This window comes from Shewanella sp. VB17 (assembly GCF_013248905.1).
Classification (GTDB): domain Bacteria; phylum Pseudomonadota; class Gammaproteobacteria; order Enterobacterales; family Shewanellaceae; genus Shewanella.
Genome location: NZ_JABRVS010000001.1, coordinates 2,529,713 through 2,542,901 on the forward strand (window position 1 = coordinate 2,529,713; position 13,189 = coordinate 2,542,901).

Consider the following 13,189-nt stretch of genomic DNA (forward strand, 5'->3'; position numbering starts at 1 on the left):
AATGTCTAAGAATAACTGGTCGTTACAAGCACAAGATATTTTTAATCGTAGCCCCATTGTTCCTGTTATGGTGATCAATAAAATTGAAGATGCTGTGCCGTTAGCGAAAGCACTGGTTGCTGGTGGGATCAGCGTATTGGAAGTTACGCTACGTACCGCTTGCGCATTAGAGGCTATCACTAAAATTGCGAAAGAAGTGCCTGATGCGTTAGTGGGGGCTGGGACTGTTTTAAATGAAGCGCAGCTTAAGCAAGCCGTCAATGCTGGTGCTCAATTTGTGATAAGCCCGGGTGCCACACCGAGTTTATTGAAAGCGGCAATGGAGGGCTCTGTGCCGTTAATTCCAGGTGTAGCCAGTATTTCTGAAGTCATGGCAGGTATGGCATTGGGGTACACTAACTTTAAATTTTTTCCGGCTGAAGCTTCTGGTGGAGTCAAGGCATTGAAGGCTTTTTCTGGTCCACTTGCCGATATTCGTTTTTGTCCTACGGGAGGAATAACGCCAAGTAGCTATAAAGATTACCTCGCTCTGAGCAATGTTGATTGTATTGGTGGTAGCTGGATTGCTCCTTCTGATGCGATGGAGCAAGGTGATTGGGCACGTATAACTCAACTTTGTAAAGCTGCAATTAGCGGTATTTAATCCCTGCGTCATTAATTTATACAAGAAAGGCGACCTAAAAGGTGCCTTTTTTGTATAAATAGTAGTAAATCATGCGTTGTCAAAGTGAAGACTATTTTAGTGTGATTGGTATGATGAGGTATTAAATTCAGTATCAACACGCCAGACTCGGTATCTTAGTTCGCTACCTTGTGGTAGGTAGAAGACCTTAGGTAAGCGACTATCATACTTGAGCATTAATTTATCCTGTATCGATAGAAACTGCTCAGTTTTTGCTTTGTCAAAGCAAGCCATCAGGGTGCTGGGACCTGGCTTAATACTGTTGACTTGATAGTATTGATATCCCCATCCTTTAACGGTGAGAGTGGTGAGTGCACCAAATAAACCGTGTTTATTACAGTCGACTAATTGCGTCTTTCCTATCTGTATCTCAACCATATAATCGGCTTCATTATTTAACTGAGATAAGGTTAAGATATGCTGCTCCATTCCTTGATTTGGGGCAGGGAACATTTTTACATTTTCATCTGCTTGATAATTGATAGAGCTAAACGTTTGTGAAGTGATCATCTTGTGTTGATATTCCTTGTTCTGTGAGCTGTCGGCTGCTAATAGATTAAATGAAAACAATGCTATAGCTAGTACTGATGTGCTGATAATGCGTGCTGTCGAAGAAAGTGATCTTGGTATTGTCATGAAATATCTCAATAGCGGTAAAGTTAATGTATGGGTGTATTTAATCATATAAACGTAGAACAGATTGAAAAGGGTTTATTTTTTTAATTGCGGTGTTGTGTATTTTTACTGTTTATCGTGGATAATTGTTATTTTTGTTTGGCTTGACTATTATGTTGGTTGTTTGATATAAATTTTATTGAGGATTAAGTGCTATTTCATGCTAAGAGTCTAACGGTCAATCAATTTACTCTGCTTGTTACTGTCTATTATGTGTGTATTTTCAATATTCCTTTTTTTAAGCTGGTTAAGCTAGGGGTTGAAAAACAAACTGAAACCGATGTTTTTTTTATTGCAACACTCCCGTTATTTTTAGTTTTCTTGATTAGTTTTTTCTTCTCATGTGTAAGTGTTAAATATCTTTTAAAGCCTATTTTTATCTTGATAACCTTACTTTCATCGGGTGTGTTTTTTGCAGAACTTCAGTACGGTGCCGTGTTTGATATTGAAATGATCGCGAATATTATGCAAACCAATCAGGCTGAAGCCTTAACCTACGTTAATTTTTCGTCTTTGTGCTATTTTATGTTGACAGGTATAATACCTACAGTATTGATTTTTAAGGTTAACATAGTTTACAAGCCTGTCATCAATGAAGCTATCCATAAACTGGTATTTATGCTTATCATGCTCATGGGAATTGGCTTTATTGCTTTCTTTTATTACCCTCACTATGCTGCATTTAATCATCATAATGACCAGCTTAGGCGCTCAATCATCCCCACTTATTTTATGCGCTCGATAATGCTATATATTAGTCAATATTATTTGCAGACTCCTTTGCCTTATCTACAGCAAGGGCTTGATGCGGTGAATATACGTCCTGTAGGTAATGGGAAAGGGAACCTTATTGTGTTAGTTGTGGGGGAAACAGCTAGGGCAATGAATTATGAATACTATGGTTATGACAGGCCGACAAATACTTATACTAAAAAACATGGACTGACTGCTTTTCAAGATACGAGTTCCTGTGGGACTACAACAGCGGTGTCAGTGCCTTGCATGTTTTCAAACATGACAAGAATTCAATATGATGCCAGACAATCTCAAGCACAAGATAATGTTCTTGATGTATTAGAACATGCGGGTATTCAACAGATTTGGTTCGATAATGACAGTGGCTGTAAAGGGGTGTGCGACAGGATAAATCATGTGATGATTGCACGGGATAGTGATCCTGAATTATGCAATGGCGACTACTGTTATGATCAAATACTCTTGGATAAATTGGACACTGCCTTCGTTAGCATTGACAATCGTGATACGCTTATTGTATTGCATATTATTGGCTCACATGGTCCAACATATTATCTACGCTATCCACAGGAGCATCAATATTTTATTCCCGATTGCCCCCGTAGTGATATACAGCACTGTAGTGCCCAAGCGTTAATGAATACGTATGATAATACGATCCTCTACACGGACTATATTATTGCGGGTGTGATTGATAGATTAAAAGCACAGTCTGCACAGTTTAATACTGGCATGATATATCTGTCTGATCATGGTGAGTCACTCGCAGAGAAGGGACTTTATTTACATGGAACCCCCTATGCGATCGCCCCCGATGAGCAAATTAAAATTCCTCTGTTAACCTGGTTTTCTACGTCGTTTAGCGAGGAAAATAAATTAGATCAAATGTGTTTGAGTCGAAAAGCAGATCTGGGTGGTTTTTCTCATGATAACTTATTTGATTCATTATTGGGCTTGATGTTTATTGAGACGATTGTTTATGATAGAAATCTTGATATTTTCGATTCATGTCGAGGGGAATAAACGGGGGATAATTTACATAAAAGTATGGCAACATCCCTGTATTTGGTTATTGTTATAAGGGTGGTTAGTTTTATTATCTAGAGTTCAAGGTCGTGAAAAATGATCTAACTTATGTTCGTAAGATAATAACGACCATCAGGAAATGGAGGTGGACGATAGGATTAAAATAAGAAATCCATGGCGGTGAATCATGAATTTAGCGAAACATTTATTAGATATTGAACTCTCTGCAAAAATCCTTAGGCATGCAGTGCCTAAAATGTCTGAACTGGATATTCCTGTTACACCAGATAATTACTCGGTGTGGTATGAATATTTTCTTGGTATCAATCTTGATTTAAAAAGAGCTATTGATGAGTACATTGCTAAAGACACGACATTTACAGATGAGGTCAATGCAGCTTTAGTCAAGCGTTTTATTTTAGAGAATTCACCGAATGTGATTGAAAATGTACACGTTGAAACCCAATTAGTGATAAATAATCTGTTGGAAAAAGTGAGTCAAATGAACAGTGGTACTGCAAACTTGACAGAGACCTTGAGTGAATTTCATCAGGAGCTTAAGCAAACCTATGATGTTGATGTACTTTATAAGTTGGTTGACACTCTAGTGGATGAGATGGGCAGTGTCATCTCAGATAATAATCAGATGGAGGAAAGTCTCTCCTCCATGAGTGATGAAATTTGCTCGCTTAAAGCAGAAATGGAAAACCTTAACATTGTTGCACAAACCGATCAGTTAACCTCTTTGTTTAATCGAAGAGCATTTGAAGACGAAATTCAATCCCACATGCAGCATTATAATCAAAATCATTGTGCCAGTTGTTTACTGGTGGTCGATATCGATCATTTTAAAGTGTTTAACGATACTCATGGGCATCTTGTCGGTGATAAGGTGTTGGCTTATGTGGCTTTAGCCTTAAAGAAAACGGTGAAGGGAACAGATTTTGTTGCCAGATACGGAGGTGAAGAATTTGTCGTGTTATTGCCTAATACAAAATTAAACGATGCGTTAGTGGTCGCTGAAATTCTTCGCAAGACCATTGCTGATAAAAAATTGACAATAGGTAAAGAGGATAAACATTCTCTTGGGTCGATTACGGTATCGGTAGGGGTGTCCACCTTGCATGATAGTGATGATAGAGAGAGCTATTTTATTCGGGCTGATGAGGCACTTTATCGTGCAAAGTCTTCAGGACGTAACTGCACCTGCAGTGAATAAAGGGACTGTTATTAAGAGCCCTTTAACCGGATCACCTAGTGAAGTCAATGTGTGAGTGGCTCACTTTGGTCGTATTGCTAATGTGGATCGTTTAATTGCATATCCATTTTAATCAGCCGTTCCTCCCTATCAAAAGTGACGATGAACCCTAATTTTTTAGCCAGATTAGCCATATTACGATTTTCAAATAAGGTCAAGCCGGTTAAAGATAACGTATTGTTTTCTTTATAGTATGAAATGAGTTTTTCGAGTAACAATTTGCCTAATCCCTGTCCTTGATGATCGCTTCTGACTGCCATGGCGAATTCTGCTTCAATATTATTTGGATCGATTGAAGCTCTGATAGCACCCAATGTCAGCTCATCACCATTGTCATCTTTTGCAATGGCAACGAAAGCCATTTCACGGGCATAGTCAATTTGAGTGAGTACAGCCATTTCTTCATGAGTCATTTTAGAACGCACACCAAAGTAACGTTTATACCTGTCTTCATCTGATAGTGAGTTGTCGAATATAAGATGTTTAGGCTCATCTTCCGGTAAAATAGGTCTAAGCATGACTGGGCGGCCATTTTTAAGTGTGGTTTGCTGTTCGAGTTCTTTTGGGTAGGGAGAAATGGCGAGTCTGGCACCGTTATCTATTTCAGTTTCATGAAGCTGAATATTGACGTCGAGTAAGGTAATGTGATGACCAGCACAGAGTACGGGATTTAAATCTAATGTGGCTATTTTTGGGCAATCGATCACTAAATGAGAAATTTGTGTGAGCATGACACACAGGGCATTCATGTCTAGCCCTAGAGGTAAGTGCCGATCTTTTAGTTTGTTTGTTTTGAGTGCTTGAATCACCATATAACGAGCTAATGCCATGTTTAATGGAGGAAGAGCAACGACGGCATCACGGCAGGGATCCCATTGAGAGCCTCCCTCACCGAGTAAAATAGCAGGTCCAAAAACGGGATCGTTAACCACAGCGACTCTTATCTCTTGAGCCCCAGCCGTTAACGCCATCTTTTGGACCACTAATCTCTCTATTTTTGCTGTTGGATGGTGTGCTAATACCCGTGAATTTATCGCGATGGCTGCTTGGTAAACTTCATCTTTATTACTCAAGTTTAGCATCACACCATGCACATCTGATTTATGATTAATATCGGGTGATTGGACTTTTATCGCGACGGGATAACCGATTTTATTGGCAACTTTTACTGCGTCTTCTGGTGTCTCCACGGCGTAAGTCGCGATGGTTTTTAAACCATAAGCAGACAGGATATCGATTGATTCATGGGTGTCTAACATGCGTTTACCATTTTTATGAGCTTGAGAAAGTGCATGTCTGGCTTGTTCAACATTGGTTGGAATGTTATCGGGTATTGATTGTGGCACCTCTTGTAGCAATTTTTGATTACGGCGATACTCTACCATATGCATGAAAGCACCAACTGCTCCTTCATGAGTTCTATAGGTTGAGATCCCTGCTTTATTGAAGTGTTTTCGGGCTAAATAGGCTGAATCTTCACCGCTCCAGTTTGTGAGTATATTGATTTTTTTCCGTTTAGGATGAGTACACACCATTGTTGCAAGGGAACGGGCAATGTCCAGACTATCTTCTAAAGCTGAAGGTGAATGAATGACCAAAATAGCATCTGCAGCATCACAGTCCATTAATATTTTGAGTGTCTGCGTATAACGTGCTGAGTGCGCATCTCCGCCGATATTAATGGGGTTTTTTCTAGACCAAGTAGAGGGGAGTAACGCATCGAGTTGTGTTAAGGTATCGACATCAATTATGGCCGATTTACCTCCGCCGAGTATGAGTTGATCTAATGCTAGTTCCGCAGGTCCTGTGCCATTACTTATAATGGCGAGTCGTTCACCTTGTAGCGCAGAGGAGTGAACTAAGGTTTCAACTGCGGCAAAAAGTTCAATTAAATCATTTACTCTTAGCATACCCGCACGCCTGAAGGCCGCTTCATAAACTGCATCGTTACCCACTAACATATGAGGATGTAATTGAATGGTATTAGCGCTTTGATGAGTACGTCCTGATTTGATGACGAGAATAGGTTTATTTTTTGCCGCTGCTCTTGCTGCTGAAATAAAGTGACGTTTATCATTAACCGCATCGATATAAAGTAAGATAGCACTGGTTTTTGAGTCGCGACCGAGATAATCAAGCAGCTCATCAAAATCAATATCGCTAGTGTCACCTAAAGAGATAAAGGAAGAGAAACCAATGCCTTTATTATTTGCCCAATCTAATACAGTGGTACAGATGGCCGCAGATTGAGACACGAATGCAATTTTGCCAGGCAGAGCACGAGTGTGGGCTAAACTGGCATTAAGTCCTAAATTAGGTAGCATCATTCCTAAGCTATTCGGTCCTAAAATTCTCATCCCGTAACGGTTAGCATGTTGCTTGGTTAATTCTAGTAAGGTGCTTCCTTCATGTTGACTTTGTGCTGTCATACCAGAAGCAAGGACAATGGCAAATTTACATCCAAATTGTGCCAAGGTTTCAACAATAGCAGGTACGTGGTGTGCCGCTGTGCAGATCATCGCAAGATCAGGTATTAAAGGAAGGGCTTCAATATTTGGGTAGGCCAGTACGCCCATCACCGCTTTATATTTGGGTGTCACAGGCATGATAGGGCCTGCGAATTCCCCTGCCAGTAGATTTTTCATGACGATATTGCCAGCGCGTTTTTTAGTATTGGATGCACCAATAATGGCAACTGACGTTAATGTAAATAAAGTATGCAATGTACGCTGGCTCATCATCATTCTCTTATGTGGTTATTTATTTTGAGTCTACGCTAAAAATAGAAATATTTAGTTCATTAGTCATTGTTAAAACGTCATTATATGCTTTAATTGTTTATTTTAGGTTGTTTTTTATACGGCAATATCAATAATAATAAAAGAAATGGATTAAGATGAGATGGAGGAAACCGAATCGAGCGTTTAATATACAAATTTATTTTAATAAGCTTTAAAAGCGATTAAGAGTGCCTACTCTAAATTGTTTTTATGGTGTAACATTTTTAATGTTACAAAAAGTTTCATTTAATATTGTTACTTATTTGTTTGCTTAATCGCGTGGTTTATTTTCAACGTTGGCGAGATAAGGCCTATTTTTTTATTGGAATTTGGTGCTTTGGTATTAGTATTTTTTACATCTATGTTATGAGTGGCGAGGTTCGCTAAAATATAGATTCAATGAGTCTTTTGAAGCATTTTATTATATTTATAATTTTAAAAATAGTACATTTTAAGTACTAATATAGCACTAATTGATTACATTTTTTAGTTCATTAAGACCTTTGAATTAAAAAGTAGGCTTGTACGACCAAGGATTTAATTTAACATTTATTTATCATTTTAAGCCGGTGAGAGTATTTTTTTCACTTGCCTTTATGGTAACTCTGGATAAGATAGCATCAAGATCTGGTTAAAATTTGGTATGGCATACTGAATAGATCGTCACCGTTATTAAAGTTCAATATTGGTAGTGTAAACCACCTAATTGATAGAAAACTTTGCTTTAGTTTAAATTGTAATAGGGTTTTCCCTATAGCCGTATATGGAGATATCAAAAATGGCAAAAGATGGATCAGTTGCGCCAAAAGAGCGCATCAACATCAAATATGTACCAGCGACAGGTGAGCAACAAGCGGAGATGGAACTTCCGTTGAAAATGTTGATAGTAGGCGACTTTAAAGGTCATGCTGAAGATACCCAACTTGAAGAAAGACAGGCTGTTTCTGTCAATAAAGTCAATTTTAGCGCAATTATGAAAGAAAGCGATTTGTCAATTAGCACAACCGTTGCTAACAAATTGACAGATAATGATTCTGATGAGTTAAATGTGACATTAAACTTCAGTTCATTAAAAGATTTTTCCCCTGATTCAATTGCCGGCCAAGTTCCTGAAATAAATAAATTGATTGAACTAAGAGAAGCGTTAGTTGCTTTGAAAGGCCCACTAGGTAATATCCCATCATTTAGAACAAAGCTGCAGGAATTAATTGAAACCGAAGATTCTCGTGAACAATTATTGGCAGAACTTCAAACTCTAGAAAATTAATACTAACGTATTTAGTTTTATTCGATATGGACATAAATTAAGTGGGTTCACTTCTCACTGAATTTGAAGCTTGATTTAAGGAATATAATTTCATGGACTCTATGGATACAGCACTGGAAAGCAAGCAGGCACAAAGTGTTAATTTGCTAGATGAAATTTTGGCACAAACCAAAATGACACCTATCGATGAAGGCTATGATGTTGCTAAGAAAGGTGTCGCCGCATTCATCAGTAATATCATTGAAACTCGTTCTAGCAGCGAGCCAGTAAACAAAACGCTCGTAGATAAAATGCTCGTTGAGCTTGATAAAAAAATTAGCAGTCAGATGGATGAGATTCTACATAATGAATCTTTTCAACAGATGGAATCATCTTGGAAAAACCTGAAATTGCTAGTTGATCGTACTGATTTTAAAGAAAATATAAAAATTGAGGTACTGCACGCGACCAAAGATGAATTGCTTGATGATTTTGAATTTGCGCCAGAAACGGTTCAATCAGGTCTTTATAAGCATGTTTACTCATCAGGTTATGGGCAATTTGGTGGTGAGCCTATTGCCGCTATTGTCGGTAATTATGCCTTTACCCCATCAGCCCCTGATATGAAGTTATTGCAGTATGTTGCTGCCGTTGGTGCGATGGCGCATGCCCCTTTTCTTTCATCAGTTGCCCCTGAGTTCTTTGGCATCGATTCGTTTGAAGAGTTACCAAATCTAAAAGATCTTAAGTCAACGTTCGAAAGCCCTAAGTATACCAAATGGCGTGCTTTAAGGGAGTCTGAAGATGCAAGATATCTAGGATTGACGGCCCCACGTTTCTTACTTCGTGTGCCTTATGATCCTATTGAAAATCCTATTAATTCATTTAATTATCGTGAAAATGTTCATGAAAGCCATGAAGATTACCTTTGGGGTAATACTGCTTTTGCGTTGGCAACACGTTTAACTGAAAGTTTTGCAAAATATCGCTGGTGTCCGAATATTATTGGTCCCCAAAGTGGTGGCGCTGTTGAAGATTTACCTGTTCACCTGTTTGAATCTATGGGTGCGCTACAGGCTAAAATCCCAACAGAAGTCTTGATCACAGATCGTAAAGAATTTGAGTTAGCCGATGAGGGATTCATTTCTCTTACTATGCGAAAAGGCAGTGATAATGCTGCATTTTTCTCTGCTAATTCGATTCAAAAGCCTAGAGTTTTCCCTAATACTAAGGAAGGTAAAGAGGCTGAAACTAACTATAAACTGGGTACACAGATCCCTTACATGATGATTATTAATCGTCTAGCGCATTACATCAAGGTGTTACAACGTGAGCAGATAGGTTCATGGAAAGAACGCCAAGATCTAGAGCGTGAGCTGAATAGTTGGATCAAACAGTTTGTTGCTGATCAAGAAAATCCGCCTGCTGATGTAAGAAGCCGTCGTCCATTACGTGAAGCTAAAGTTGAAGTGCTCGACGTTCAGGGCGATCCAGGTTGGTACCAAGTTTCTATGTCAGTACGTCCGCATTTTAAATATATGGGTGCTAGCTTTGAACTCTCATTGGTTGGACGTTTAGACCAGGAGTAAGCGACGTTGTTTAATCGTGACGAAATGTTTGGTGTCAGCTTCTTTCAACGGTTAGGTGCTGACATTGATCAACCCATTAATGGTGTTGAATCAATTGAATATGTTATAGCGTCGATTAAACGTAATATCTCTGGCTTGCTTAATACGCGAGTCGGAGAATCCCAAAGTTGTCCAGAGCTCGGATTGTTTGATTTCAATGATGCGAATTCTGGTAGCTTCGATTTAGGGGTTAGGATAAAAGCGGGTATTAAGGCTTGTATTGAACGATTTGAACCAAGATTATCTCACATAGATATCAATGTTTTACACGATAATACTTGTCCTTTTAGTTTACGCTTTCATATCCATGGAAATATTAACGTTAAATCGGTAAATGAAAAAGTTGAAATTGATCTTTTTTTGGATAGTAATCGCACCTATAGGGTAAGTTAACTGTGTCTCAAGACAAATATTTCAGGGATGAATTAGCCTTTCTAAGGGAACAAGGAAAACAGTTTTCTGATCTTCATCCCCAATTAGCACGCTATTTACACGGCAATAATACCGATCCAGACGTTGAACGTTTACTGGAAGGTTTTGCTTTTTTGACCGGTAGGTTACGTGAAAAGATCGATGACGAATTTCCTGAATTGACTCATTCGATGATCAATATGCTATGGCCGAATTATCTGCGACCGGTGCCTAGTACAAGTATCGTGCGTTTTTCACCTCATGCTCGTGGTATTAGTAATAAGCAACTGATCGAAAAAGGTTGCATGTTAGACACGAATGAAGTTGATGGCGAAGTGTGTCATTTTACCACCTGTAGAGATGTCAATGTTTACCCGCTTTCGGTGAACAATATCGAATCTTTTCACTCTAGAGAAGCATCAATTATTGATATATATGTCTCTAACTTTAGTGATTTGTCATTGCATGAAATAGGCCTTGATGATCTGCGTTTCTATTTAGGAGGTCAAAACCACAGTGCACAAATGCTCTATCTTTGGCTTAACCATTATTTAGAAGGCATAGATATTTGCATAGGTGATAAGCATTATTCCTTGCCAAATTCGAGTTTTAAATGTGTTGGTTTTGAGAGTGGTGATGGTATTTTACCTTATCCAAAAAATGTATATGAAGGCTATCGAATATTACAAGAATACTTGTCATTTTCTGATGCTTTTATGTTTTTTGATATTTGTAAAATTTATCAATGTCTCCCATCAGGTGTTGGTGGTGATTTCTCAATTAAATTAAAGTTTTCTCGCACTTTACCTGCTGACGTTTTGATTCAAAAAGAGATATTTCAGCTTTACTGCGTTCCCGTGCTTAATTTGTTTTCCCATGATGCCGATCCTATCGATCTCACAGGTAAAAAGAGTGAATATCCTATTTTTCCATCCAGTCGTAAGCCAGCTAACTTTGAGATTTTTAGTGTTGATAAAGTGCAGGGATGGCACGATTCTGACTCGGGTCGTGTTCGAGGCGAAGAACGAGTTTATACACCATTTGAAAGCTTTCAACATGAAGTCGAACGAGTCAGAGAACGGGTAGCACTTTATTATCGACTACGAGCGAGAGAGAGTATTCGTGGAGATGGTTTCGATCACTTTCTTTCTTTTGTGAGAGGTGATGAGACCCAGAGGTTTGATGCTAATGAAGCTGTGTCTGTCAGTTTAACCTGCACTAATAGACAGCTGCCTACTCAACTAGGTAAAGGTGATATTTGCGTGACGACCGATTCTTCACCAACGTTTGCCTCATTTGAAAATATTACCGAACCTAGCGCTTCGCTAAGACCTGTGCTTGATGGCAGCATGTTATGGACACTCATTTCAAATTTATCGCTGAATTACCTGTCACTTTTATCTAAAGATGCTTTGTGCTCAATTATTCGAGCTTACGATTTTAAATCACTCATCGATAGACAAGCTGAGCGAGTCACTCAAAAACGCTTAGATGGCATTGTCAGTATTGATTCTAAACCGACAGAGCGAATTTTTCGTGGTATGCCTGTGCGAGGGTTGCAATCTGTGATCTCTCTCGATCAGCATAAGTTTGGTTCGGAAGGAGATCTATACCTTTTTGCAACGGTATTAAGTCGTTTTTTTGCACTTTATGCCAGTATCAATTCATTTCACGAATTGATCGTGATTAATACCGTCAATCAGGAAAGATACACATGGGATATTCAGATTGGCCAACAACCCTTGATCTAGCAACGGAAAAAGATGCGTTAGTGTTCCCTGAGGCTGTTAGTTCATATAATTTTTTTCAACTTGTTGAGTTGATGCATAAATTAAGTGGCAATAACCCTGAAGAGCATGATTGGGAAAGTTTAGGGCAACTGCTCTTCTCGGCAAATCCGAGTTTAGGTTTTGCTGCCAGTGATGTCACAGCCATTGAAAGGCTTTCTGTTGATCGGGTTAAAATTGAAACCACATTCTTAGGGTTAAATGGGGCTCAATCACCATTACCCAGTTACATGCTAGAAGAGTTACTTCATGACGAAACAAATATTAAACGTGATTTTTTAGACTTTTTTAACAACCGTTTAATTGCTTTATTTTATCGAGCATGGCGAAAATATCGATATTATATTCGCTTTCAAGATGATGCCATTGATAAATTTTCATCTCAAGTGTTTGCGCTTGTGGGGTTAGGCAATGAAGATATTCGCGGTGATACTCCCATTAACTGGTGCAAGATGTTGCCTTATGCGGGTATGTTGGCAGGACGAAGTCGTTCTCCTCAGGCGGTTGCCGGTATTATTGCACATTGTTTTGATCTTGAAGATGTCTCGATTAGACAATGGGAATTTAGGCATGTCGAGATCCCGCAGTCGCAGCAATGTGTCTTAGGAAAAAGCAATGTCAAATTAGGCGAAGATACACTTTTAGGGAGTAAAGTCGGCGATATAAGTGGGAAATTTGTCTTGTGTATTAAAGGCTTATCCTTAATGCGTTTTCAAGATTTCTTACCTTCTGGCAAAGAATTTATGCCGCTGTGTAAAGTCATGGAAGTCATACTTAGAGAGCAAATGGCGTTTGATTTTGAATTGACATTAAAGACGGATGATATTCCTTTACTTAGGTTAGGTGAAGAGCAGGGTGGACAATTAGGTTGGTCTTCCTTTCTTGGACAAGCTGCCATTGAACAGCAGCAAGTATTAATACAAATTAGGCAGTAAAAGAG

At 38.8% G+C, this 13,189-nt stretch carries 10 protein-coding genes; 8 read left to right on the forward strand and 2 right to left on the reverse strand.

Annotated features, from left to right (window positions below):
- The first annotated feature begins 1 nt into the window (after position 1).
- A complete protein-coding gene (locus HQQ94_RS10855; RefSeq protein WP_173294432.1) occupies positions 2-643 on the forward strand; it encodes a bifunctional 4-hydroxy-2-oxoglutarate aldolase/2-dehydro-3-deoxy-phosphogluconate aldolase in 642 nt (213 codons plus the stop codon).
- A 96-nt stretch (positions 644-739) separates the two neighbouring features.
- On the opposite strand, the gene eco is transcribed toward HQQ94_RS10855, so the two are convergent.
- Positions 740-1,318, reverse strand: a complete 579-nt coding sequence (eco, locus tag HQQ94_RS10860; protein ID WP_173294433.1) for a serine protease inhibitor ecotin — start codon at positions 1,316-1,318, stop codon at positions 740-742.
- Positions 1,319-1,507: 189 nt separating this feature from the next.
- Between eco and HQQ94_RS10865 the strand changes: the two genes are divergently transcribed.
- Both HQQ94_RS10865 and HQQ94_RS10870 read left to right on the forward strand, forming a co-directional pair.
- The gene (locus tag HQQ94_RS10865; RefSeq protein ID WP_173294434.1) at positions 1,508-3,136 is read left to right on the forward strand and encodes a phosphoethanolamine transferase; all 1,629 of its coding nucleotides are present in this window, start codon (positions 1,508-1,510) and stop codon (positions 3,134-3,136) included.
- 190 nt (positions 3,137-3,326) lie between these two features.
- A complete protein-coding gene (locus tag HQQ94_RS10870; RefSeq protein WP_173294435.1) occupies positions 3,327-4,358 on the forward strand; it encodes a GGDEF domain-containing protein in 1,032 nt (343 codons plus the stop codon).
- Positions 4,359-4,435: 77 nt separating this feature from the next.
- Here HQQ94_RS10870 and HQQ94_RS10875 read toward each other — a convergent pair whose 3' ends face one another.
- The gene (locus HQQ94_RS10875; RefSeq protein WP_173294436.1) at positions 4,436-7,135 is read right to left on the reverse strand and encodes an acetate--CoA ligase family protein; all 2,700 of its coding nucleotides are present in this window, start codon (positions 7,133-7,135) and stop codon (positions 4,436-4,438) included.
- Positions 7,136-7,955: 820 nt separating this feature from the next.
- Between HQQ94_RS10875 and tssB the strand changes: the two genes are divergently transcribed.
- The 5 genes from tssB (at position 7,956) to tssG (ending at position 13,184) form a co-directional block, all read left to right on the forward strand.
- A complete protein-coding gene (tssB, locus tag HQQ94_RS10880) occupies positions 7,956-8,444 on the forward strand; it encodes a type VI secretion system contractile sheath small subunit (protein WP_173294437.1) in 489 nt (162 codons plus the stop codon).
- A gap of 92 nt (positions 8,445-8,536) precedes the next feature.
- Entirely contained in the window at positions 8,537-10,012 is a 1,476-nt protein-coding gene (gene tssC, locus HQQ94_RS10885) for a type VI secretion system contractile sheath large subunit (protein WP_173294438.1), read from the forward strand.
- Positions 10,013-10,018: 6 nt separating this feature from the next.
- Positions 10,019-10,444 carry a type VI secretion system baseplate subunit TssE gene (tssE, locus tag HQQ94_RS10890; protein ID WP_254304043.1) on the forward strand — a complete coding sequence of 142 codons (426 nt, stop codon included), beginning with the start codon at positions 10,019-10,021 and terminating at the stop codon, positions 10,442-10,444.
- 2 nt (positions 10,445-10,446) lie between these two features.
- Positions 10,447-12,213: a type VI secretion system baseplate subunit TssF gene (gene tssF / locus HQQ94_RS10895; RefSeq protein ID WP_173294439.1), complete on the forward strand. Its 1,767-nt coding sequence runs from the start codon at positions 10,447-10,449 to the stop codon at positions 12,211-12,213.
- Entirely contained in the window at positions 12,177-13,184 is a 1,008-nt protein-coding gene (tssG, locus tag HQQ94_RS10900) for a type VI secretion system baseplate subunit TssG (RefSeq protein WP_173294440.1), read from the forward strand. The genes tssF and tssG overlap by 37 nt, the downstream gene beginning before the upstream one ends.
- The last annotated feature ends 5 nt before the right edge of the window (positions 13,185-13,189 follow it).